The following is a 24737-nucleotide window of genomic DNA, read 5'->3' as shown; positions in this document are numbered from 1 at the left end:
TAATCATGATTTCCATTAAAATTTGATGTTGAGGCCCAGGTTCAGGATGCGCTGTTGCGGATAGAACTGGCCGCTTGGGTTGTTACCTTCCGGATCGTAATCTTTCACGCCGGTGATCGTAAACAGGTTGAATGCGCTCGCATAAACACGCAGCGAGGAAATTTTCAGCCTTGTCAAAGCGTCCTTAGGCAGTGTGTAGCCCAGTTCCACGTTTTTCAAGCGGACGAACGACGAATTGTTCAGCCAGAAATTATTGGCATACAAACCACCGTTGATCGATGACGAAGCACGGGTGTCCACGCGCGGGTAGGAGCCGTCAGGATTGCTTGGGCTCCAACGGTTGTCGGCCCAGCTGCTGTAAAAGTTTCCAACCTGGCCCGATTCAGGCAATACATACTGGCTCACCATGCCCTGTCCGGAGAATACCACTGCCAGGTCGAATGCATCGTAACCTGCGTTGAACGTCAAACCGTAGGTCAGCAAAGGCACGTTGCCGTATTTGCTGCGCACCTGGTCGTCGGCGGTGATCTTGCCGTCTTTGTTGTAATCTTCGAGGATCAGGTCGCCCGGCTGCGCACCTTGTACGTGCGGGTACGCATCGAGGTCGGCCTGCGAACGGAAAATCCCGAGGGTATTGTACAGCAGGTTGGTATAAAGCGGCCCGCCCGTCTGACGCTGGTAATCCAATGCGCCCGGCGCTTCGTCGATGAAAATCACCTTGCTTTTAGCATAGGTAATGTTTCCTGAAATGTTGTAGCGGAACTTGCCGTTGTGGTTGTAGCCCAATGTCGCTTCCACCCCGGTGTTGTTCACTTTTCCAAGGTTCTCGTCCGGTACCAGCGGCGTATTGTCGTTGGTTTTGTAAGGGTTTACGATACCCGAAGTATTGGGGATAGAGGCATTTCTCGCCGCGAGGATATCCGATCTTTTCTGATTGAAATAGATCACCTCGATATTGAAGTTTTTCAGGAACACCGCATTCAAACCAATATCCAATTTCTTGGAAGTTTCCCAGGTAATATTCGGGTTGGCGAGCTTGGTAAGATCGATACCCGACGATATCACATTGCTGCCCAGCACATACTGGTTCACGAACGAGTAGTTGTTGTAAAACTGGAACTGGCCCACGTTGTCGTTACCCAATGTTCCGTAGGAAGCACGGAATTTCAGGTCGTCGATGAAATTGACGCTGTTTTTGAACCAATCTTCTTCCGAAATGCGGTAACCGGCCGAAACCGATGGGAAGAAACCATATTGCTTGCCTTTCGGGAAAACCGACGAACCGTCCACACGCGCCTGCACCTCGGCCAGGTATTTCTCATTGTAGTTATATGCCAAACGACCGATGTAGCTGCGGCGGGTGAAGTTGTAGCTGCTACCCGAGTTGTTCTTGTCGGTTGCGGCCGCACCGCCTTGCGACAGTTCAGGTGTGGAAGAAGTCGGGAAATTGATCCGCGTCGCACCGAATTTGGCCTCGTTGCGCTTGTTCTGCTCGTAGGCCACAAATGCATTGATATTGTGTTTACCAAGCGTTTTGAGGTAGTTCAAACGAAGGTTTTGGGTGATGTTGGTGATATTGAGCTGCGACTGGTCAATCGAAGCCGCACCTGCCGAGCCGCCGGTAACAACGCCCGTGTAAGCGCCGGTGGTCTTGTTGTAGTTGTAAAGCGTGTAAGGCGTGCTGAACGACTTCGAGAAGTTGAACGATTTATCCACCGAATAAAAACCATCTACCGAAAGGCCGTCCACAAACGGCAGGTTGTAGCTCGCACGCAGGATACCGTTGAAAATGGAAGTCGGGTTACTCACGGTACCGCCCATATTGGTTCCCAGCACTACGGGGTTCTGGTTCTCAACGCCGGTCGAGTAATAGCCGTTGGGATATTGCGCGATCACCGTCGGATAAGCCCGGTAAATCGAGCGGAAGGTGTTTCCTGCCGAAGAAATCGGGAATGCGCGGTTTTCCTGACGGCCTGAAAGCCCGAGACTTACTTTGAAATCCTTGGTTACGTTGGCGTCGATGTTCGAACGGAAATTGTACTGCTTGTATTTAGTCGCACCATTTTTGTACAAACCATCCTGGTAAATCGTCCCCAGCGACACATAGTACTTCACGTTGTCCGTACCACCGTTGATCGCCAGATTATGCTGGTTCTGCAATGCGAAGTTTTTGAGCGCTTCCTTCTGCCAGTCGGTATTCGGGTAGTTCAAAGGATCGGAACCGTTGCGGAACTTCTCGATTTCATCCGCCGAATAATGCTGGTTCATCCCGCCCGACGGGTTGTTATAGTAATCGATCTCGTTCATGATCGTCGCATACGTAGGCGAATCAGCGAGCTTGGGCAGGCGTGTAGCCGACGAAAAGCCCTGGTTGAAGCTGTAAGAAATGACCGGCTTACCTGTGGTACCGCGTTTGGTCGTAACAAGGATTACCCCGTTAGCCGCGCGGCTTCCGTAAACTGCCGCCGAAGCGTCTTTCAGGATCGAAATGCTCTCGATATCATTGGGATCGAGGCGGTCGAGCCCTCCCACCTGTCCAGGGATACCGTCCACAACAATGAGTACGTCGTTATTACCCGTCGTCGCAAAACCGCGCACGGTGTAACTCGAACCGTCATAACCCGGCTCACCGCCACGGTTGTTGGCTACGAAGCCCGAAAAACGGCCCGCGAGGGAGTTGGAAAGGTTAGGCTGCGGGCTTTTCACAATGTCCGCCCCTTTCACTTCTGATACCGAGCCCGTCAATGTGGCTTTTTTCTGTGTACCATAACCCACCACCACGATCTCGTCCAGGGTTTTATCGTTTGGCGCGAGTTTCACGTCCAGCTGGGAACGGCTACCTACCACGATTTCCTGGTTCAGATAACCGATGTACGTAAACACCAGCGTACCGTTGCCGTCCGGCAGATTGAGCGAATACTTGCCGTCCACGTCGGTAGTAGTACCGGTGGAAGTGCCTTTCAGGATCACGCTCGCACCGGGCAGGCCTTCGCCCGTTTCGGAAGTGACCGTGCCTTTCACGTTAAAAGTGCCCTGCGCAAACGCTGAAAGGGAGGTTAAGGCGAAGAGCAGCAAAAAACACGTCACCTGGAAGGCGGCGCGGATGTCTACACGTGGGGCCATTCGAAACGCTGGCCCGTCACCTCTGTAAAAAGTTTTTTTCATACAGCTGTAAAAGTTGAATAATTGGAGCCGATCAATTCACAGAAGCAGCAGGGGCGCTCATCTTGATTTAGTCATAAACCGGAGCTGCCGCTCGCCGCTTTTATAAATTGATCAATCAAAAGTAGGACTATTTCAACCCGGCCATAGGGGGACATTTTCGCATTAAAGAGGGGGTGAATTCACAAAAAATGCCCGATTCTGTTGGAATCAGGCATGAAAAGCTGGGGATACTCCAATAAACCGGCCGCTTACACGGACTTTTTCCGGAAAAGGTCCTTATCAATCGTGCTGCGCTCGTGGAACGGCTTTCTGAATTTTTTCACATAATCCGAAGGCTTCATGCCGAACAGTTTCTGGAAATGCTCCCGGAAATACCGGATATCGTTGATGCCGACGCTGAATGCCGTTTCGCTGATCGTAATGTCGGTGGTGATGAGCAGCTGAGCCGCCTTGCGCAGGCGTATGAACCGCACAAAACTCGTCGCCGACTGGCCGGAAATCGATTTAATGCGGTTGTAGAGCGTAGAATGGCTCATTCCGATCTCCGCAGCGAGTACCTTCACATTAAAACCAGGATCGGTAATGTGGTTTTCTACAATGCGGATACACTCGGTCAGGAACTCCTTGTACTCGACTGAAATCTTGAAATCACTGGTTTGCAGGGTGATTTCATTGTAAAAATACCTTTGCAAATCGTTGCGGTTACGGAGAATCGACGCAACCCTTGCTACGAGAATGTCCTTATCGAACGGCTTGCTGATGTAATCGTCGGCCCCGCCCTCGATGCCTTTCAGGCGCACATCCTGCGAGGTGCTGGCCGTCAGCAGGATTACCGGGATGTGGCTTAACGCCATATCGAGCTTCATCTGGCGGCATAATTCAATGCCGGAAGTGCCGCCCATCATCACATCGCTGATCACAATATCGGGTAAATGCTTCCGAACGAGTTCCAGCCCCTCCTCCCCGCTTCCAGCATCAAACATTTTGTACTTTCCCGAGAAAATGGAACCGAGGTACAGCCTGATTTCCGGGTCGTCGTCGACCACCAGCATCGTATGGCTCTCGGTCGAAGGCTCCTTCATATCGAGCAGCTCGCTTTGCCAGTCGGGAAATGCAGGCGCTTTCACCGGCATTACCCCTTCGGAAAGCTCTTCGAGCAACACCGATCCCCGCGTTTCGCTTCCGCGGGCGTAAGAAACGAGCTCAGGATGCGCTTTCCAGAGTAAAACGTGAAAGGTAGTGCCCTCGTCCAGCTCCGATTCGTACCGCAACTGGCCGAAATGGTTCTCTACAAATGTTTTGGACAGATACAAACCAATCCCAAAGCCACCCTTGGCCGTAACCCGGCGGTCGGCATACTGATGAAAAACCTTGAAAATATCCTCGCCTGCGTCCCCCGGAATCCCCGGGCCGGTATCACTCACGGTAATTTCAATCTGATCGCCGAGGTCGAGGACTTTTACATGGACTGCCCCCTGCTCGGGCGTGAACTTCAAAGCATTGGAAATGAGGTTAAAGACAGCAATTTCCATCTTTTCCCAGTCACATACCACTTCCAGTTCGGTTTCAGGTAATGTCAGCTCGTAGTGAATGTGCTTTTGTTCCGCCTGGTGCAGAAAGCATTGGAATACCTCGGTAACCAGTTGCTGGAAGTTATGCGCGGCCGGTTTGAGCTGGTCGGTCTGCTGGTCTGCCTTACGGAAGAGCAGCAGCTGGTCGACGAGGCTGAGCAGGCGCTTGGCATTGCGGTAAATGATGTGCATGTTGGTGGTAGTCGCCGACGAAACACTTGGGGCCGTCGTCCCGACGGTGCCCCCCGATGCAGCCAACGTCTCGTTGGCGCCTTGCATCATCTCCCGTATTGGATTGATAATCAATGTAAGCGGTGTCCGGAACTCGTGCGACACGTTCGTGAAAAAGGACAGCTTCTTCTCATTGAGCTCCATTTGCTGACGCGTCTCCATGTGTGCGAGCTGCACCTCATACTTCATTTTTTCCTGCCCCAGTTTGTATTGCTGGTAGTAGTACAGCACGAGCCCGATCGTCAGGATGTAGAGCAAATAGGCCCACCAGCTCTGGTACCACGGCGGCATAACGCGGATCGGCAGCGAAGCATGGTCTTCAAACCAAATGCCGTCCTGATTGGCTACCTTCACCTTAAATTCATAGTTCCCCGACGGCAGGTAACGGTATGTCGCCGAGCGCTCATTTTCCACGTAGTTCCAGTCCTTGTCGAGTCCTTCGAGCATATACGCGTAGCGCGTAAGCTCCGGGTATGCGTAGTTCAATGCCGTGTAGTCGATCGAAAAAACGGGCTGGTCGGGTTTGATCGAAAACCGCCGCTGCTTACCGAGGTATTCAAACAGCGATATCACTTCATTTTCCTTGTCCTTACCAAATATCCTGATGCCGCTGATCATCACCTTCGGCTGGTAGCGCGACGCCCGCACCTGTTTCGGGTCGAAGAGGTTCCAGCCCTCTGTCCCGCCGAAGCTCATGAGGCCGCTTTCAGCATTCAATAATGCGGATCCCGGATTGAACTGCCCGCCTTGCAGTCCGTGACTGGTATCAAAATTCTCGATCGAACCCGTTTTTGCGTCGATCCGTGACAATCCTTTATTGGTGCTTATCCATATTTTATCCTGGCTCTCAGGCTGGATCGCGTTGATCACATTGCTGGCCAGACCACGCTTTTCATCAAAAAAACGTACTTTTTTCGCCCTTGTATCGAACAATAGCAGCCCGTTTCCCTCCGATCCGATCCACAGGCGGTCGAGGCTATCCATATATAAGGAGAAAACAATCCTGTTCGACAAATAGGGTTCTTTACCGGCCGCATTAAACCATGGAACAAACTGCATGGTGCGGGTATTGAGGTAATTGAGCCCGCCACCGTAAGTACCGATCCAGAGGTTACCATATTGATCCTCCGTAATGGCCCGGACGTCATTCGCATTGATCGAACTGTTGGATGGGATGAAATTGCGGAACTTGCCCGTCCGCTCATCGAGCAGGCTCAGTCCGCCGCCGTTCGTTCCTACCCAGATATTCCTGCGCCGGTCCTGGTAAATCACCCGCACATCGTTTTTACCCAACGAATGCGGGTCCGACGGATCCGCCGCGTAGCGCTTGAAGCCGTCCGTGGCGGGATCGTACCTGACCAGCCCTTTGGAATAGGTCCCAAACCATAACCGGTCCTGACGGTCGCGGTGCGCGGCAATAACGGCCCCGTCAGGCAACCGACCGGGCTGGGCGGAAGGAGCATAATGCTTCAATGCTTCGCCGGACGCGGTTGTTTTATAAATACCGTCTCCATCCGTACCGATCCAGAGATTACCGTCCTTGTCAGCGCACATTCCATAGTAACGCAAATAGCTTTCGGCGCGGGAATCAATGGTTTTCTGTTCAAACTTCCTGAATTTTTCGGGGATGGCGCTGATCAGGTACGTGCCCTCGCCGTAGGTGCCGAGCCACACATTGCGGTCCTTATCGATGTAAAGCGATTGCACGGAGCGCTGCGTAATGCCCTTATTGTCCTTGTCGCGCACTTGCTCAAAAACGAGCGCGTCGGGCGGGCGTACCGCCATTTGTGACAATGCGAGGCGGTAGACCCCGCCATCCTGCACACCGATCAGCAAGTTCTGCTGCCGGTCTTCAATGAGCGAAAGGTAGATGTCGCTGTGATGGAATGTATTGATATGCAAATCATAAAACCGGTTTTCGGCCCTTTTGAAGAGGATCAGTCCCCGGGAGGATGCGATCCACACATTCCGTAGATGGTCTTCGTAAATGGCATTGATGCGCGACTCCGGCACGTTGCCCGTGTCCATCCCAGCCTTCACCAATTTACCGGTAGCGTCGTATTTCCAAACCTCGATCCCGCTATCGCGCGAGCCGAGCCAGAGCATTCCCTGCGAATCCTCAAACACATTCAGGATCGCATTCGTAAAAAGCCCGGGCAGCGTTTGCTGGTTATGGGGTGTAAATTGGTGGGTTTTGGTGTTGAATGACGCAAAACCGGAGCCATTCAGGGCAAGCCAGAGGCGGTCGCCCTGTCCCTGGCTGATGTCGCTCACATCGTTTCCGACACCACTTTTATTTTGAAATGGCTTGTACCGGTTAAAATGTTGGCTGGCCGGCACAAATTCGGCGATCCCATCGCGGGAGGAAACCCAGATCGTGCCATTTTTATCCCGAACGATGGATTTGACATAATTCCCCGGTAAACTATGCGGGTCGTTACGGTCGTATTTGAAATTTTTGAACGCGGTACCGTCAAACCGGCTCACGCCGTCGCCCGTTGCGAACCACATCAGGCCGTCCTTATCCTGGGCAATGCTGTTCACCACGCCAAACGACAACCCTTCGCGGATCGAGTAGCGCAGCACCCGCCCCGCGGCATTGTCCACAGCATACCCTGCCAGGGTCGCGCAGCACAGGCAAAGTGTTAGTAGATTTGAAAATATGCGTTTCATCACCCGCATAACCCGCTTTTCTGACATATTTCCGAACGAAGAGGTCCATTACCGTCCCGTTTTTCACAGGCGGAACTTCAAATATAGCAGAATCGGCGGCGACTATTTAAAGGATACCTTCAACTTCTGCATAGCCTGGTTCCTGAAAAATGCCACCTCTCCTTCGCCCATCCAGTTGATCTCCTGAAAAACATCCATCAGCTCCGTCACATTGGCGATATCCCGGTGGTTCAGGACGCGGATCACATCTCCCGGCTTCATTCCTGCACGGGCGAGAATGCTGTTTTCCGGTGCCGCTTCCACCACCACGCCCTTTTCATCCGGTAACCCATATGCCGAGCGATCCCCCAGCCCGCTGACGTTCCGCAGCTTGCCGCCCAGCCATGCCGTTTCGGATGCCGTCTTGCCATCCGCGACATTTTTAATCACCGGCGATGGCACGTGCGCAGCCAGGCTTTTCAACTCAGGCGAAACGACGCCGAACTGGTCCATTGGAAAATTCACAAACCCGATTTTCAATGCTGGGCTGCCTGGTTTTACCCGGTAGTCTCCTTTTGCAGCATCCTCAAACATCGGATCACCGGCCAGGCTATGGGCATCGGTACCACTCTGACGGGCCTTTTCCAATGCCTGCTCGTCGGGGAAGAGGTTGTAATCCACTTCCTTGCCCCATTCATTCACACGGATGGGCGCGTAAGGCTTGGTCACGATGTTTTTCCGGAACACATCCCCGCTTTGGGCAAACCATACATGCGGATGGAAGGAGTTGTTGACCATAATATTGTTCTCCACCACCCGCTGGAAACCTTCACGCAGCTTCAAGCCGCCATTCAGGCATAAATTATTGTAAATGTGATAATTGGAACTTCCGTCATCGAGGTCGATATCCCAGCCGTGATCGCAGCGAAAGCGGTTATTGCGGATAATAATCGCCTTACCGGCGTCGAGCAGGATCAGCTCGGGATGCGCAGCCGCCAGGCTATCCATCTTTTCGCGCACCGGATGCCAGAAACGGTCGCGGCCCCAGGAGTTGAACGATCCGTGATCACCCGTTTCGAGCACGGTATCAAATACGTCATTGAATTCGATCACATGCCCGCCCCACGTGCCCTCGCTCACATTAATGCCCGCACGCGGGATGTTATAAATCGTGTTATGGCTCACGGTAATATCCATACTCATCGAAATCTCCACACCCGCAATCTGCTTCTCCACACGCCCCAGGCCGTGCATCAGGTTGTCGTAAACCCTGCATTGAGCCGGGTAATTGGTAGTTTTCGGGCCGGGCGTCTTGTCCATCCGGTCGTAAGGCACCGATTGGTTGTATTCAAAACTCGGCGAACGTACTGCGGCAGGATCGCCCACAAAGCAAACCGCGCTGGCGCCGGTTTCGTCGAAATGGCAGCCCGACACTTCACCGCCCCGGTTGTAATTGCTGAAAAAGACGCCATTACCGCCTGTTGCGTTGAAATGGCATTTCCGGATGGCGCAGTTTTCAGTGCCCTCCAATATGACCGCCCCTCCACGGTAAATAGCCCAGTCGCTGCGGAGCAGCGGCTCCCGCGTCTCCATGAAAGTCCGAAGCGTATGCGTGAGTTCGAGCCCTTCGATATGGATATTCCGCACCGGTTTTTCCGCCGAACCGCGGAATTCGAACAAGTGCCTGATCTGCGGCGTGAGCACCACGGGCGCATCCGGCGCGTATGCATAAAGCGTACGCGAGCCGGCATCATAATACCATTCGTCGGGTGCGTCGAGTTCTTCCAGCACGTTTTCGATGAAGCGGTATTTATCATGCATGCCCATTTGGCGGTTATTCTGGTAGCCTCCTTCGAGTGCCAGGGTGGTATCGGTGCTTTTACCCGTCACGCGGTAATGGTAATCGCCCCATTCGTGCTTGTGCATTGCATGAATGAAAGCGCCCTCCGGTTTCTTCCAGGAGTTGATCTTGGCCGCAGACAGCACATCCGCTGAATACCCGCCAAAATGGCTCGCCGCCGGGTCGAAATTCGGGTAGCGCGCCATATGCAGCTTTTTCTTTGCGATAAAAAGCTGATCGAAAATGTAGTCGCCAGTAATCGCCGCTTTTTTCACATTCCCTTTGTATTCCTGCCATTTCACCGCCACTACTGCCGCCCCGCTGATGGTAACTTTTTCACCCGGGTACGACTTGAAAGTAAGCGTCTGCCCATCACTCCGGGAATCCTCCGGCCCGAAAACCAATGGCTTGGAGAGCATATATGTACCCTTCCGCAGAAATACGGTAACCGCCCCACGCATTCCACGTACTTTGTTACGAGCAGCTTCCAGTGTTGCAAGCGGCCTCTCCCGTGATCCCGGGTTTCGATCGTTGCCATCCGGTGCAATGTAAATGTCCGCGGCGAACGACGGGCCGGTAAATACCGTGTACGACACGACGGTTATCAGGCTGGCAATAAGGAATCTACCAACACGACTTCTAAATAAGGTCATAAAGAGCGGGAAAATGTTCTGCTATTCTTTACAAATCACACGTAACAAAGCAATCGATCGGCTGATATCTACCTAAGACGAAAACTCATTAATACCCACCGATGGCTAAATGACCGAATAAGAACTTCCGTAGCGAGCCTTATATCTAAACCTTGTTACCCGGATTAATTTATCACTTTTCAGAACTTTCATCAACCTGACTTATGAACGAAGCACTTATCTTTTTAGAGCAGAGAGTCTTTTGCCAATCGTTTATCGCCGATATCCTTTCGGGCTTCATTACTTCCTTTTCCTTTCTTTTTGCGCTCCTGTTTTTATTTCGTCCCCGGATCAAAATAGGCCGTCAGATTGCAACACATGTCAAATCGTACGGCGGTCGATCCAACAAATGGTATTGCTTCAAAATCATCAACAGATCGCTGTTCAGGGCATTTGACCTTCGTGTGGAAGTCACTCAAAAGATTCCTATGACCGGTCCGGAGGGGAAAACGAATCATCGGACTGCCCCGCTGGCGCTGGTAAAAGATCACTATAACTATGTAGCACCATACCGAATTGGCGAAAAATCCGAATATGCACTTTGGTTTCTAACCACCGACGACATTTTGACTATACTTAACGAAAATGAACATCACATCGTCGAACTAAGAGTAATCTGTAAACATGAACTCACCGGCTTAGGAAGCGTATTTGTAAGAACATATTCAAAACATGATATCAAGGAAGGTACTTTCAAGTCTGGGAACACATTTGAAATTGTAAATTGAAAACCGTATCATTACATTACTTTTAAGGCATTAAGATTAAAACTCAATCTGATATGAAACTAGACATTATCGTGATCTAAGCCCTTCCGGGTATAAGATCAAACCAGAACGACAAAGGGCACCTCTGATACGAGGTGCCCTTTGTCGTTCTGGTGCATAGCCAAACCGCGCGTTTACCGTCTGGATTGCCCAATCCCTACCACCCCATATAATAACCATCACTCAACCACGTCGGCCTTGTCAGGTGGAAATGGGATTCCAGCATCTTCTCTGCCTCGCAGAATGCACCTTCTACCCAGCCCTGCTGATCGGAGTAGGCCTCACCTACGACGTAAATGTTCTCGCCGTCATCAGGCTTGCGCATGTAGGGCATGACGTTCCAAACCGCGACGCCGGCTTTCCAGGCGTGGTATCCGGCGCCAAACGGGTCGTCGGACCAGTCGCGGAAGTAGGTCACGTATGGCTCGGGGATTTCTACCTCCGCACCATGCAGCTCGCGAAGCTGGTTCATGATTTCGTTCACCATCAGTTGCGTAGCCTGCTCTCTTTCAAGCGCTTTCAATTCCACGAGCGAAGCCGATTCCGCTGCACTCACTTTGAAAAGCACGGTATCATCCGAAAGCGCCTTCCAAAACGTCTCCGTTTCCATATCCCCGTAGCTGCCTAGCAGCATCGAGTTATTGTTCCGCGGATCGGTTCCGAAATAATAGCACTGGCGCATCGGGAGGTCGGTGATAGAATGCCCGGAGTCAATGCCCAGCTTCTTCCACCACGGTTCCCGGAAGCCCATCAGTATTTTGAATGCCGGCTCCATGATCACCGAGCGGATATTACGGTCGAGTACGGTATTCTCATTGGAATTGAAGAAGAAGTTCTGCTGATCGAGCAGTTCGAGCGACTTCCGCGGCATACCTAATATAATATGATTGGCATAGGCATGCCAGATCTGGTTACTCGGGATGTTCAGGAACGTCAGCTCGTAGCGGTAGTGCTCGCGCTGGTCGTGGCCTTTCGAGAAGGTCAGCAGCTTGTTCTCCGACCAGATACAAGCCCCCTCAATTCCCATGTATTGGTTCGCCAGCGCGTAGGCAATGCTGTCGTAACCTTCCTCGATGGTTTTGTAAGTCACATCAGCCGAAAAATCGCCTACCATATAAGGAAATGCTTCCGCCGCATTCCAGTTGATCGTGTTGGAATAATAACCACCGGCATTCGCCACAAAGGTGTAACCCTCCTCGGAAACCTGGTCCTTGATCAGGTTCCAGAAGCCCAGGTCGTTTACTTTCCGCCCGTCATACGGTGAACCTGCAAAATGGTAGGTAAGGTTAGGCTTCACTTTGTCCCAGTCCTCGCTGGTAAGCTTGAATTCGTAGTCGTACTCCCCTTTCTTGGTAGCCAACCCTGGGAAATTGCTCACATACCAGGGATCCGCGACGAGTACGTCGTAAATGATTTTGTTGAAAAGCTGGTCGGAGCTGAAACCAATGTCGTCGTCGTTGAGATAATAGCGGGTTACCAGTTTCTCGCCTTTGTCCTGCGCCACATTCCACGCATTCTGTTTGAAATGCTGCTTGCGTAGGTAAAAAAGAAGGTCAGCCGGATTGCCCATCGGGAACGGAACGGGCGTCATATGGTCTTTGAGCACCGGCGTGCGTTTGCTCAAATCCTTTTCAGACAGCGGGTAACCTTCGATGAGCGTGGTCACGATCTCCTGCGAGGTGAGGTAGCGCATGCCGCCCAGTTCGCCCCAGAAGTTCATTCCCGGCAGGATCACCGATTCGAGCCGCCCACCGAGCCGCTCACTCATATCGAAGATCTGTACCTGGTCGCCGGTGTATTTGCCCACGTCCGTCAGACGGAAGGCGCTGTACAAACCTGATGTTCCCGCACCAATAATCGCGACTTCCGTCTGTAAGCCGGGCTTCATCCCGTTGTTAAGTGGTGTGTTTTTATTCATGTTGATGGTTTTAAATGGCTTTGAAATAATTGTAACCCAGCTTGAACGGCGAGATATCGAACGTCGAATGGCCATCAAGCGCCAGCTCTGTCAGTATTTTGCCCAAAAACGGCGTAAACTTGGCCGCCCAGCCGGTGGCATACACCACGATATTCTGGCTATTGGGCACATAAGGCGGTGCAAAGTCGATGAGCAACTCCTTGTTCGGGATCTTGCTGAGCGCAATGAGGCATGTGGATGTGAAATAAGGTGTCGGATCGAGGCCCGTCATGTGGTCGCGGACCCACGCCGCCGTGTACGCGAGCTCCTGCGGGTTGGGCACGAGCGTGCGCTGCTCGGGGCTCGCGAGCGGATCAATCACAAAATCGGGTGCCACGCGGATGTATTCCGGGTGGTCCCAATCCACGCCGGGAAAACCATAAAACTGGTTCCCATTCGAGCCGATCGCGTTCTGGAACACAAACCACGTCGGGTATTGAATCTTCGGATCGGTCTTTTTGAAATAGCACGAGGACATATTCCAGTAAGTCGCCTCGATCGTAAAGCCGAGCAGATTGATCACGCCATCGATATACGGGCCGGGCACCAGCACCAGTTTTTCACCCGTAAAAACCCCTTTCGGCGTAGACACGGTAAACAGTTTTCCGTCCTGTTCGATGGCCGTCACCGGAGACTCGTCTTGTAAGATCGTATAAGGGTCACGCTCGCAGGCCTGGTACAAGGTTTCGATCGTAGCACGGAAATCGATGCTGGCGCCGTCCGCCTGAAAAAGGCCCGTGTAGGTCTCCGGCAGGTTGCGGAAATGGTATTGTGCCTCAATTTCCTTTGCCGTAAGGCTGGTGTACGGCACATTAAGTGCTTTAAGCGCCTGCTCCGCCTCGGCGATATTTCCCTCGGTTGAATGTACCGCCGGGTCGCCAAACCAAAGCGTGCCCACCTTGTCGAGCAGCGTTTTGGGAGTGAGGGTTTGTAGCTCATCCCAATACGGTTGCGCGTCGAGCGCCATTTGCACCATATATTCCTCGGGGTACGGAATGCGGTATTGCCGCGAAACGCCCGCCGAGCTACCGAGCTGGTTTTTGAAATTGAACTGTTCCAGAACCAGTGTTTTAGCCTTTCTTTTTCCCAGATGGTAACCGGTGGAGAGGCCAATCGCCCCTCCCCCGACCACGATCACATCAAAATGATGATCTGCTGGTTGCGCCATGAATATTCTACTTATTGTGAAGGTTTTAGGAATCGCTTATTGTTTCACCAGCGTATTGATATTCACGTGCGGCCACTCGATCAGCTTGGACGGATCATGGAACTGCGGGATAAATTCGATGATGGAGTTCTGCGAATATTGCAGTTGCAGGAACGAGCCGCCCGTGTTCGGGTTCTTCACGGTTTCAATCCAGAAAGTAGCCTCGAAGCTCGTCGTGTTGGCGTTTTGAACGATGAATGGAATGTTGGTAATACCTCCCTTGTTGGCTGTGCTGACCGAAATAGTGGTGGTCGAGGTAATCGTCTGACCGGCAATCGCGTCGCGCAGGGTAGCATTCGGGTTCACCTTGTTGAAACCTTCCAGCGGCGTGAGGTAAGGATCGGTATAACCCAGTGGCTTGGAGCCCAGCCCGGTAATGGGCAATGTGCTGATATCCGGGATGTTGGGCGCACCAGGCGTCACCGACGACCCGCCTAACGCCAGCAAGGAGTCTCCGTGCGGTACCGAAGCCTGGCGTGCGATGCTGAATTCATCCGGGCAATCCTGCAATAGCAGCCACGTTCCGTTTTCGGCATGGAGCAAGCTGCCGTCGATATTGCTGTGGATCGAAAGGCTGTACAGCAGCGTCGGTACCTGCTGCACGATATGCGTTCCGCGGTTGGGTGTAGGCGTGCTTAGCGGCGTCACCGTCAGCGTTTCGGTGTAAGGCTGCACCAGGAGCAGGAAGCCGCCTTTCTGGTTGGGAACGGCCACCAGGTTCCACCCCTTCCGGCCTACCCAGGTACCGATCAGGTCGGTCAGCGGACCGAACATCGATACGGTTTCATCGGGCGCGCCGCCTAAGCGTACGGTTTGAAGGGCATTACTAGTAACTTTTAACATGGTGTATGATGGTTTAAGTGAAAAAAGAGAATGCGTACCGGGCACTCATGGCCTGTCAATCCGATCGTTACCAACCTGCCACAACTCACCCGATCCGGATTTCACCATGTTGTTCATTATAGAATTAGTTTTATAATATTTGACAAACTAGCTGAAATAAGGTGCAACCAAACTAATACTACCTTCGAACTTATTTAACGGTCAAAGGATTTCGCTGGCCCCCAAGCAAATTTCCACCGCCCCCATTATGTCCTACAAAAGGAATTATTAGCTTTACAGCCGAAATCCATTTCCGGTCGGGACTACCGGCTGCTGCATTTTATGAGTGATCTGAAAAACGATATCCGGCCTTTGGAGCCATCCACGATGACCGATCTGGTTGAATCCAGGCTTCGGGAGTATTTGAAACGCAAGTCATTTGTGCCCGGCGACGCGCTGCCGAAGGAGCAGGAACTGGCCGATGCGCTGGGAGTGAGCCGCAACGTGGTCCGCGAGGCACTTAGCCGCCTCCGTATGCTGGGGATGATCGATACCCGAAAAAAACGGGGTATGATACTCGCACAGCCCGACATCCTCGGCTCGCTCGAACGCGTTCTCGACCCGCTGCTCCTCGGCAAAAACACTTTGAAGGATATCTTTGAACTACGCCTGGTATTGGAAATGGGCCTCGCCGACCTGATATACCTCCGCAAAACGCCCGAAGACATCGCCGTGCTGGAAGACATCGTCGCGCAGGAGGTGAACAAGCAGCAGAAGCCCTTCCGGGTGGAACACGAAATCGCTTTCCACGGCAAGTTGTATCAGATGACGGGTAACGATACCTATATGCGTTTTCAGAAAATGCTGCTGCCGGTGTTCGAATATGTGCTCGATTATGAAATCCAGGTCGATGGCCGCGCCGACGTCGGCAAAGTCACACACCGCGACCTGGTTGAAATCCTGAAAACCGGCGATTCCGAAGATTTCCGCCGCGGTATGAAGGCGCATTTGAAACCCCATTTCGATCGGTTGAAGCCCTGATAATAGCGTTCAATGATGCCGTAGCAGATCGGTAGTTTACATCGCTACGAGATTGAGGAAAATAACGTATCCTGGTTATACAGGGTAAAAGTACATTGCTGCGTGGTTCCCCTCTAGATGCAGGCCGTCGCGGCCTTTGATTGAAAGTCCTAAATGCCGTCAGGCATGCAACATTGGTAGAAAAGAGTAGATGCAAGGTTCAGAAATCCTGTCAAGGATGCAACAACAAGTTTAGACGCGCACATTCCAGCCAACATTTTGCATTATTTTCTGAATAAATATTTGGATGTTCAGCCTCAATGCTTTTACATTTACTAATATGTAGAACATAACTACTAATTATGATCAAAAAGACATGGCTGCTCCTGATCGTCCTGGGCGCCACTCGTGCATTCTCACAAGATATTCCCCAAACCCGCGCATTGTTCAGCGCAGGTGAGAGCGGCTATAAAAGCTACCGCATTCCTTCGCTCATCCGGGCTAAAAATGGCGCACTGATCGCTTTTTGCGAGGGCCGCAAAGAGGGAGCCGGGGATGCGGGAGACATCGATCTGCTGATGAAGCGCTCGACGGATAATGGCAAAACATGGAGCCAGCAAACGGTCGTCTGGGACGATGGAGCCAATACCTGCGGCAATCCCTGCCCGGTACTCGACGAACAGACCGGCGAAATTCTCCTGCTGCTGACCCATAATCGTGGCGACGCATCTGAAAAAGACATTATTACTAAAAAATCCGAGTCGACTCGGACGGTATGGCTCTCCCGGAGCTCCGACAACGGCGCCACCTGGGCTAAACCGGTTGAAATAACCCAAACCACCAAAAAACCCGAATGGGGCTGGTATGCGACCGGCCCGGGTATTGGCATACAGATTCAGAACGGCCCCCGCAAAGGCCGCCTCGTAATCCCCTGCGATTTCAGCTACGACGACCCGAACGGAAAAGTCCGCAACGGCCCGTTCGAATATGGCGCGCACGCCATTTACAGCGACAACCACGGCAACACGTGGCAGCTAGGTGGCACAATTACACCAAAAATGAATGAATGCCAGGTTGTTGAAATCGAGGACGGTAATGGCACACTGCTGATGAACATGCGCTCCTACCTCGGTCGAGGGAAGCGGGCGCAATCGCTGAGTTACGATGGCGGCGTGAGCTGGACGGCACCGGAGGACAACCCGGAGCTCGTAGAGCCGGTATGCCAGGGATCAATCATCCGCTACCGGCGCCCGAATGCAAAAGGCCTCAGTGCAATGCTTTTCCTCAATCCTGCCAGCACCACCAAACGTCATAACCTGACGTTGCGGGCCAGCTTCAATGAGGGAAAAACGTGGCCGGTAATCCGCACCATTTTCCCCGGCCCATCGGCCTATTCATCCATGGCCGTATTACCCGACGGTAATATCCTGTGCCTCTATGAAGCGGGAAAAACCGGCGCTTACGAACAGATCGTGCTGCAAACGATCACCCCAAAATGGCTATTCCGGCCTCACAAATAGCTGTTTTTCAATACATCCATTCCATATGCCTACCATCCAACACACCGACGGCCTCATTGCCGCGCTTTTCACGCCGTTACATCCCGACGGCGCCGTACATTACGAGCTGCTGCCCGCATTGGTCGAGCATTTGATCGCCTCCGGCATTTCGGGCATATTCATTTGCGGCAGCAACGGCGAGGGCCCCAACCTCACCCTTGAAGAACGCATGCAGGTTACCGAAACCGTGATTAATGCCGGTAAAGGTCGCCTGCGCATGATCGTACACGTGGGGCACGCAAGCATCGCGGAGGCACGCAAGCTGGCACGTCACGCGCAGGAAGCGGGTGCGGATGCCATATCGTCGGTGGCGGCATTTTATTTCAAACCCACCTCCGTGCAAAACCTCGCCGACTGCATGACCGAAATCGCGTCCGGCGCACCGGAATTGCCATTCTATTATTACCATATTCCCTCGCTCACCGGCTTTTCGGTGGATGTCCTTGATTTCATGCGCATTGCGGAAAAGCAAATTCGGAACTTCGCTGGTGTCAAATACACCGCTTCGACTCTATGGGAATACCAGGAATGCCTGAATTACGAGGGTGGTAAATATGACGTGTTATATGGTTTTGATGAAAACCATCTGCCTGCATTGGCGATGGGTGCCAAAGGCTGCATCGGCAGCACTTTCAACTTCGCAGCCCCATTCTATTTGAAAGTAAGGCAGTATTTCGAAGCGGGTGAGATCGATAAGGCACGAAAACAAATGCTTTTCTGCGTAGAAATGGTGCGTATTGTGGTACAATATGCGCCGATTCCCGCTCAAAAGGCGGTGATGAAAATGCTCGGTTTCGATATGGGACCTTGCCGGCTCCCGCTCGAAGCACTGTCCGACGAACAATACCACGCGCTGCATTGCCAACTAACCGACATTGGCTTTTTCAAATTCCTGCCCACCGGGGAAGCCCTCCCTGCGCCCCTGACTACCCTTGACAACTCCTGACCACTCTTGACCTAATGACAACCAATGATTGAATGACCGAATTTCAAATGAGTGAATGAGTAACTGAAAGACCTCATGACCCGCTTCCTTTTCTTCCTGACCATTTTCATGCAAACTTTGGTTTCCTACGCCCAGGAGGCCGGTCCGTCGCCCTTTGTCTGGAAAGACCTTCCGGCGCTGCCCGATGCGGTTGGATTTGCGGGTGCTTATGCGGGCGTCAGCAACGGTGCGCTGATCGTCGGTGGCGGTGCTAACTTTCCTGGGAATGCGGGTCCCTGGAGCACAGTGTCGAAGAAATGGTACGATGCAGTATTTGTACTGGAAAGTCCGTCGGGAAGTTGGAAGAAAGTAGGAAAACTGCCCCGAGCTATGGGTTATGGCGTTTCGATCACCACACCCGAGGGTGTTTTTTGCATTGGAGGCGCCGACGGATCGCGTCATTACAGCCAGGCATTCTATCTGCATTGGAAAAACGGACAGGTTAGTACCACACCGCTTCCGGCTTTGCCGGTTCCGCTTGCCTATGCTTCCGGCGCGTTGCTGAGCGACAAAATATATGTAGCAGGCGGCACGGGCTCGCCGTCCGACACCCTTGCATCAAGCCGCTTCTGGGAATTTGATTTACACCAAAAACAATGGACCGAACTACCCGCATTACCAGGAAACGGCCGGATGCTGGCTGTCGCGGGGGCGCAGGATGGCCGATTCTTCCTTTTCAGCGGTGCGGAACTGCATTATGATGCAACTACCGGCGCAGTACAGCGTAATTATTTGAAAGAATGCCTTGCTTATAATCCGGTAACCAAAACCTGGAAACGCATGGCCGACTTGCCTCATGCGGTCGTAGCTGCGCCCTCGCCTGCGTACGCGGCCGGGCAGTCGCACCTACTCGTCGTGGGCGGTGACGATGGCACGCTTGCGCAACGGGTGATGGAGCTGCGCGAAAAGCATCCCGGCTTCCGTAGCGACATCCTGGCTTACCACAGCATTACCGATACCTGGGCATCGCTAGGTGCGTTTCGCGAAGGAAAAGCCGCTGTTACGACGCCTCTCGTGACCTGGAATGGGCAACTGGTGATCCCTTCCGGCGAAATCCAGCCCGGTATCCGTACGCCCCGCGTGATAACCGGCAATCCCGTTATGGGTACTGGTACATTCAGCGGAATCGACTGGGGTGTAGTGGCCGTTTATTTTCTGCTGGTACTGGGCATCAGCATTTATGTTTCCCGCAAAATGAGCGCCAGCACCGACGATTTCTTCCTCGGCGGCCAGAACATCCCCTGGTGGGCGGCCGGGCTAAGCATTTTCGGAAGCAAAGTGAGCGCGCTCACTTTCATTGCCATTCCCGCTAAAACCTACGCTACCGACTGGGTGTATATTTTTGCCAACGCGATGATCGTCGCCGTGGCGCCGATCGTGATCTGGTTTTTCCTGCCCTATTTCCGCAAACTGAAAATCACCAGCGTGTACGAATACCTCGCATTCCGGTTTAACAAAACGGTGAAACTGGTAGGGGGCCTCACATTCGTAATTTTTCAGGTGGGAAGATTGGGGATCGTGATCTACCTCCCCGCATTGGTACTGAGCACTGTTACGGGCATGAACCTCATGCTTTGCATTGTTCTTACCAGCCTCATCACCACCGCTTACACGATCTCCGGCGGCATTGAAGCCGTGGTTTGGACCGAGGTAATGCAGGTCGGCGTACTGCTGGGCGGGGCGTTCGTCAGTTTATTCTTCATTGCCCACGCATCCGGCGGCTTCGACGCGCTGTTCGGGCAGGCACACGATGCGGGTAAGTTCCATATGGTCAACACCGGCTGGGCCATTACCGAGCCGGTGTTATGGGTGGTTCTGGTGGGTAATTTCCTGACGCAGATTGTCACCTATACGTCCGATCAGGTGGTGGTGCAGCGATACCTTACCACACCCACCGAGGCGGAAGCCCGCCGGTCGATCTGGACTAATGCATTCCTGGTCATCCCCGCCACGCTGATATTCTTCCTCGTCGGCACGGCTCTGTGGGTCTATTTCAAACAAAGCCCCCACCTGCTGAACCCGATGGCGCGTACCGACGATATTTTTCCGTGGTTCATCTCCACGCAATTGCCCGCCGGGCTGCGCGGGTTGGTGATTGCCGGCCTTTTCGCGGCCACCATGTCGACCATCAGCTCTTCCATGAATTCGATAGCCACGGTCGTGACCACTGACTTCTTTCAGCATTTTGTTCCCCAATCCAACGATCTGCAACGCTTCCGCTTTGCCCGCTATACCACGCTTGCATTGGGTGCGGCGGGGATCGGCATTGCGGTGTGGCTCGTTTTTATGGAAAACAACAGCATATGGGATCAGTACCTTAAACTGATCGGTATATTCGGCGGCTGCCTGGCGGGAATGTTTGTAGCCGGGATATTCGTCCCTTCCATTCATAGCACGGGCATCCTCGCCGGCTTTTTCCTGAGTGCGGTACTGCTCTATTTCGTGCAGGCCAATGGTTGGGTGCATTTTTTCCTGTATCCCGGCGTCGGCATTTTCGGATGTCTCATTTTCGGGTGGCTGGTCAGCAAAGCCTTCCCCCGGCTTTACTGAGCAAGTTGTCAGGAAAAACTATGCACGCGGCATTTTATAGCCATTATGATATTCGCTGGTGATCAATTGATTAGCCATAGAATCATCAAACTCTCCTTTTTGCGCATTCCAATGCAGCATATTGCCGGTGCGGTAAGCGATGTTGCCCATTTGCGAAAGTGTCGCCACCTCTGCGCCTGCCTGTATGGGCGCGTGCAGATCCTCCATTCGCCGCGAGCGGATTACTTCCACGAAATTTTTGGCGTGCTCATCTAACCCATTGTCCGAAGACTTCGTGAACGGAACGGCCTCCATACGCTTTTCGTAGGGTACCACTTCCCAGCCCTGCCGGTCGACGATAAGCGTGCCATTCTCCCCCATGAATGCGATGCCGTGCTGGCGGTTGTAAATACCAGCGCCATAGCCGATCACGTGCTCCCATTGGATGTTAAAATCGTCGTATTCGAAGAGTGCCGTCAGCGTATCAGGTGTTTCAGCACCAGGGTTACGGAGCATGGCCCCGCTGGCGCTAACCCGTTTCGGCGTGGCATTTGCCTTCATTCCGAGCAGGGCATAGTCGAGCAAATGCACGCCCCAGTCGGTCATGATACCGCCTGCGTAATCCCAAAACCAGCGGAATGAACCATGGAAACGGTTTGGATTAAAGGGCCTCGTAACAGCGGGACCTAGCCACAGCCCGTAGTCGACACCGGTCGGAGCCGAGCCATCGGGCTGCTTTAAAATAGGATTACCATAATTAAAATACCCCCATACTTTCACCAGCCCCACTTTTCCCAGCTTTCCCGAATGCACGAAATCGACGGCGTCGCGGAAATGCTTCTGGCTGCGCTGCCATTGCCCCACCTGCACAACCCGATTGGTCCGCTGCTGCGCCGCTACCATCGCCCGGCATTCCGCGATCGAATTCCCGATCGGCTTTTCGACGTACACATCCTTACCGGCATCGCATGCTTCGGCCATCATAAGGCAATGCCAATGGTCGGGCGTACCGATCACCACCGCATCGATATCCTTGCTGTCCAGGATCCGCCGGTAATCGCTGAAAGTCTTGACCTGCATTCCCTTCCCGGCCAGTTCCGCTGCTCGCTTGTCGAGCACATTACGGTCGACATCGCATAGCGCCACACATTCCACACCCGGGTTTTTCATCACCGCGTTGACGTCCGCCCATCCCATACTGTTGATCCCGATCGCCGCCACCCGGATCTTGTCTGCAGCCGCAGATCGGATTGGCCTTTCAGCATACGCGAAGTCGGTGATAACGGGCGAAACGGCAGCGCCCCCGGCGACGGCAGCGGCAGTATGGATGAATTTTCTTCTGGAAATAGTCATGACAACTCAGGGGGATGATGATGGCAAAACAAAGCAGGTTTCCGCACACTTTTACCGCTGTTTTTACACAAAGTATTCTTGCAATATTTCAAATGTCAATCTGACAAATCTTGCCTTATAATTTGGTATTGCCGGGAAAAAGTATGGCTTTCCCTATAAAAATCACGAATGATAACGTTCCCGGCAACGTCTGCGTAAAAAAATCGGCCGATTGCATTGGTCACGATTAAAAATGGATTCAAATTAAGTCCGGGCAAGGATGACCGGATTTACACCATACCGGAAAAATCCAATTTCAAAAAACATCCAACCCATCGCATTTTCACAGTATCGGTAACCACTCATGAACCTCAGATCTCTCCCGGACCAGCATCTTGTCGAAGCCCTGCGCGACGACGACAGCCTGGCGTTCCGCGAGATTTACCAGCGTTACTGGAAAAAAATGTACCTGCTCGCCCTCCGCAAGGTCGACGACCGCGAAGTCGTGGAAAGCATTGTCCAGGATGTATTTCTTCGGTTATGGGAGCGACGCAGTCTTTTGCAGATCGATAATCTCGAAGCCTATCTGATCACATCCGTGAAATACACGTGCATCAACCATTTCAAATCGGCGATGGTGCATGAAAAATACCTCGCTCACACGTTCGCAGGCTATTCCGACGCGACCTACACGACCGAAGATCAACTGAATGCAAGCGAACTAATGAGTAACATCGAGGCCCGCCTGAGCCATTTCCCCGAAAAAGCACAGACCATTTTCCGCCTCCACCGCCTCGAAAACCGCTCTACGAAAGAAATTGCCTCGGAAATCCAAATGCCGCAAAGGACCGTTGAGCATCATTTGAGTCTGGTGGTGAAGGCGTTGCGCAGCTATCTGAAAGATTATCTTTGAAATGGAGGAAGGACGAAAGGGAGGAAGGACGAAAGGGAGGAAGGAGGAAAGGGAGGAAGGAGGAAAGGGAAAATGCTCTTGGGCATGTAACAACCATGCGTTACAAACATTATTCGCTGTTGTCACATCCCTGACGGGATTTCCGGATGGTACCCACGATATTGATAGCTACCAATGTTACATCGCTACGCGATTTTGCACTCCATCGTACCTTCCTCCTTCCTCCTTTTCTCCCCATTGCACAAAAGCCAGAACATTCGTCCATAAACGCCACAGAAACATAACTTATCCAATAATATTTAAAAAGTTTTGCGGATCAGCGGCGCGATGGTTGACTACTCACTAAAAAGCAAGTAGCCAACCATCGGCCATGAATCGGGAACAATTCGCAGCATTATTGGAGAAGTATCAAGAGGGCCGATGCACAGAGCAGGAAAAGCAGCTGGTCGAGCATTGGTATGCACTCCTTGAAAACGACAATGCGGGGGGTGTTTCCGAAGACGATCTCGACGGTGCCGAAGAGCGGATGTGGTCCGGTATGCAGGAAAAGGCCAGTATTCCAGACCTCAATGGGCGCGACGGCAACAGCCCGTTTCGATCCATTTACCTCCGATGGGCAGGTATGGCCGCCTCCCTCCTGCTGATTGCCTGGTTTTTTGCAGGGAAGGTCCTCGACCGCCATGTGCCTCTAACGGCTTACACCTGGCAGGAAAAACGCAACGACAGTCAAAATGTCCTTCCTATTGTACTGGAAGACAGCAGCGTGGTGGAGCTCCGCCCAGGCAGCTCGTTGCGCTACCCGAATCGCTTCGAGGGAAGCAAGCGGGAAGTGGTGTTAAAGGGAAATGGCTTTTTCAGCATTCGCAAGAATCCCAGGAAACCTTTTTATGTGCATTCGGGCGGGGTTACTACCAGGGTATTGGGTACCAGTTTCCACGTAAGTACGGCGCCCGGCGGCCGGCAAACAAAGGTGGAGGTAGTAACCGGGCTCGTCTCGGTTTACAGCGAAAAAACGAGCGAAGAGGCTGTCGATATGCTGGTGAGCCCCAACCACACCGCCACATTCGACCGTAACTCGGGTAAATTCTCGCCCGGGCTGGCGGAGCGCCCGCGATTGCTCAATGCGAATATCTCCTTCCAATTCCATCACGCGCCGCTTGCGCAGGTCGCCCAGCATATGCGTGATGCGTGGGGCGTGGATGTACAGGCCGAAAACGGCCAGATCATGAATTGCACACTGACGGCCGATCTGAGCGGGCAACCGCTTTACACCCAGCTGGACATTATTTGCGCTGCATTAGGCGCGAAATACAAAGTCCGCGGCTCGACGATCCGCATTGCGGGTCCGGGATGCAAAATGCGCGGAACACACGCTTTTCAAACACGTAAACCCAATCCTATGCAAACATAGCCGCAAACGAAAACGCTGGCCATGCAGCGAACATGGGCCAGCGCCAGCAAATCCTGCGAGGCCGACAGCGAATCGCGCCTTTTC

The 24737-nt window shown here is 52.8% G+C and carries 14 protein-coding genes; 7 read left to right on the top strand and 7 right to left on the bottom strand.

Features of this window, described 5'->3' with window-relative positions; translation table 11 throughout:
- Positions 1 to 15: 15 nt before the first annotated feature.
- The 3 genes from CLV60_RS02615 to CLV60_RS02605 all read right to left on the bottom strand — a co-directional run bounded on the left by CLV60_RS02615 (position 16) and on the right by CLV60_RS02605 (position 10112).
- Positions 16 to 3165, bottom strand: coding sequence for a SusC/RagA family TonB-linked outer membrane protein (locus CLV60_RS02615; RefSeq protein ID WP_229210782.1), 3150 nt, complete (start codon positions 3163 to 3165; stop codon positions 16 to 18).
- Positions 3166 to 3413: 248 nt separating this feature from the next.
- Positions 3414 to 7640, bottom strand: a complete 4227-nt coding sequence (locus CLV60_RS02610; protein ID WP_229210781.1) for a two-component regulator propeller domain-containing protein — start codon at positions 7638 to 7640, stop codon at positions 3414 to 3416.
- A gap of 102 nt (positions 7641 to 7742) precedes the next feature.
- Positions 7743 to 10112 (bottom strand): right-handed parallel beta-helix repeat-containing protein, encoded by a 2370-nt coding sequence (locus CLV60_RS02605; protein ID WP_106593803.1) that lies wholly within the window; start codon positions 10110 to 10112, stop codon positions 7743 to 7745.
- Between the two features lie 203 nt (positions 10113 to 10315).
- Here CLV60_RS02605 and CLV60_RS02600 point away from each other — a divergent pair, with 203 nt between their 5' ends.
- Positions 10316 to 10879, top strand: a complete 564-nt coding sequence (locus tag CLV60_RS02600; protein ID WP_106593802.1) for a hypothetical protein — start codon at positions 10316 to 10318, stop codon at positions 10877 to 10879.
- A gap of 196 nt (positions 10880 to 11075) precedes the next feature.
- Here CLV60_RS02600 and CLV60_RS02595 read toward each other — a convergent pair whose 3' ends face one another.
- From CLV60_RS02595 to CLV60_RS02585, 3 genes are read right to left on the bottom strand one after another with little or no spacing between them, the layout of a single operon-like run.
- Positions 11076 to 12836 (bottom strand): flavin monoamine oxidase family protein, encoded by a 1761-nt coding sequence (locus tag CLV60_RS02595; protein ID WP_106593801.1) that lies wholly within the window; start codon positions 12834 to 12836, stop codon positions 11076 to 11078.
- Between the two features lie 10 nt (positions 12837 to 12846).
- Positions 12847 to 14043, bottom strand: coding sequence for an FAD-dependent oxidoreductase (locus CLV60_RS02590; protein ID WP_106593800.1), 1197 nt, complete (start codon positions 14041 to 14043; stop codon positions 12847 to 12849).
- A 36-nt stretch (positions 14044 to 14079) separates the two neighbouring features.
- Complete coding sequence (locus CLV60_RS02585; RefSeq protein ID WP_229210780.1) at positions 14080 to 14925, bottom strand: heme-binding protein; 846 nt, start codon at positions 14923 to 14925, stop codon at positions 14080 to 14082.
- 321 nt (positions 14926 to 15246) lie between these two features.
- Between CLV60_RS02585 and CLV60_RS02580 the strand changes: the two genes are divergently transcribed.
- From CLV60_RS02580 to CLV60_RS02565, 4 genes are all read left to right on the top strand, one after another.
- Positions 15247 to 15945 carry a FadR/GntR family transcriptional regulator gene (locus CLV60_RS02580; protein ID WP_106593799.1) on the top strand — a complete coding sequence of 233 codons (699 nt, stop codon included), beginning with the start codon at positions 15247 to 15249 and terminating at the stop codon, positions 15943 to 15945.
- 341 nt (positions 15946 to 16286) lie between these two features.
- Positions 16287 to 17444: a sialidase family protein gene (locus CLV60_RS02575; RefSeq protein WP_106593798.1), complete on the top strand. Its 1158-nt coding sequence runs from the start codon at positions 16287 to 16289 to the stop codon at positions 17442 to 17444.
- A gap of 25 nt (positions 17445 to 17469) precedes the next feature.
- Positions 17470 to 18429: a dihydrodipicolinate synthase family protein gene (locus CLV60_RS02570; protein ID WP_106593797.1), complete on the top strand. Its 960-nt coding sequence runs from the start codon at positions 17470 to 17472 to the stop codon at positions 18427 to 18429.
- A gap of 75 nt (positions 18430 to 18504) precedes the next feature.
- Positions 18505 to 21018 carry a sodium:solute symporter family protein gene (locus CLV60_RS02565; protein ID WP_106593796.1) on the top strand — a complete coding sequence of 838 codons (2514 nt, stop codon included), beginning with the start codon at positions 18505 to 18507 and terminating at the stop codon, positions 21016 to 21018.
- Between the two features lie 18 nt (positions 21019 to 21036).
- On the opposite strand, the gene CLV60_RS02560 is transcribed toward CLV60_RS02565, so the two are convergent.
- Positions 21037 to 22350 carry a Gfo/Idh/MocA family protein gene (locus CLV60_RS02560; protein WP_106593795.1) on the bottom strand — a complete coding sequence of 438 codons (1314 nt, stop codon included), beginning with the start codon at positions 22348 to 22350 and terminating at the stop codon, positions 21037 to 21039.
- Positions 22351 to 22693: 343 nt separating this feature from the next.
- Between CLV60_RS02560 and CLV60_RS02555 the strand changes: the two genes are divergently transcribed.
- Positions 22694 to 23242: an RNA polymerase sigma-70 factor gene (locus CLV60_RS02555; protein ID WP_106593794.1), complete on the top strand. Its 549-nt coding sequence runs from the start codon at positions 22694 to 22696 to the stop codon at positions 23240 to 23242.
- A 370-nt stretch (positions 23243 to 23612) separates the two neighbouring features.
- Positions 23613 to 24653, top strand: coding sequence for a FecR family protein (locus CLV60_RS02550; RefSeq protein WP_106593793.1), 1041 nt, complete (start codon positions 23613 to 23615; stop codon positions 24651 to 24653).
- Positions 24654 to 24737: the final 84 nt, after the last annotated feature.

The organism is Dyadobacter jiangsuensis (assembly GCF_003014695.1).
Taxonomy (GTDB): Bacteria; Bacteroidota; Bacteroidia; order Cytophagales; family Spirosomataceae; genus Dyadobacter; species Dyadobacter jiangsuensis.
This window is presented reverse-complemented; position numbering and strand designations above follow the sequence as displayed.

Excerpts from the sequence above, each read along its gene's own strand:
- CLV60_RS02600 (WP_106593802.1), top strand. The coding sequence starts at position 10,316 with ATGAACGAAGCACTTATCTTTTTAGAGCAGAGAGTCTTTTGCCAATCG.
- CLV60_RS02580 (WP_106593799.1), top strand. The coding sequence starts at position 15,247 with ATGAGTGATCTGAAAAACGATATCCGGCCTTTGGAGCCATCCACGATG.
- CLV60_RS02555 (WP_106593794.1), top strand. The coding sequence starts at position 22,694 with ATGAACCTCAGATCTCTCCCGGACCAGCATCTTGTCGAAGCCCTGCGC.
- CLV60_RS02595 (WP_106593801.1), bottom strand. The coding sequence starts at position 12,836 with ATGAATAAAAACACACCACTTAACAACGGGATGAAGCCCGGCTTACAG.
- CLV60_RS02585 (WP_229210780.1), bottom strand. The coding sequence starts at position 14,925 with ATGTTAAAAGTTACTAGTAATGCCCTTCAAACCGTACGCTTAGGCGGC.
- CLV60_RS02550 (WP_106593793.1), top strand. The coding sequence starts at position 23,613 with ATGAATCGGGAACAATTCGCAGCATTATTGGAGAAGTATCAAGAGGGC.
- CLV60_RS02570 (WP_106593797.1), top strand. The coding sequence starts at position 17,470 with ATGCCTACCATCCAACACACCGACGGCCTCATTGCCGCGCTTTTCACG.
- CLV60_RS02565 (WP_106593796.1), top strand. The coding sequence starts at position 18,505 with ATGACCCGCTTCCTTTTCTTCCTGACCATTTTCATGCAAACTTTGGTT.
- CLV60_RS02610 (WP_229210781.1), bottom strand. The coding sequence starts at position 7,640 with ATGAAACGCATATTTTCAAATCTACTAACACTTTGCCTGTGCTGCGCG.
- CLV60_RS02590 (WP_106593800.1), bottom strand. The coding sequence starts at position 14,043 with ATGGCGCAACCAGCAGATCATCATTTTGATGTGATCGTGGTCGGGGGA.
- CLV60_RS02575 (WP_106593798.1), top strand. The coding sequence starts at position 16,287 with ATGATCAAAAAGACATGGCTGCTCCTGATCGTCCTGGGCGCCACTCGT.
- CLV60_RS02560 (WP_106593795.1), bottom strand. The coding sequence starts at position 22,350 with ATGACTATTTCCAGAAGAAAATTCATCCATACTGCCGCTGCCGTCGCC.
- CLV60_RS02605 (WP_106593803.1), bottom strand. The coding sequence starts at position 10,112 with ATGACCTTATTTAGAAGTCGTGTTGGTAGATTCCTTATTGCCAGCCTG.
- CLV60_RS02615 (WP_229210782.1), bottom strand. The coding sequence starts at position 3,165 with ATGAAAAAAACTTTTTACAGAGGTGACGGGCCAGCGTTTCGAATGGCC.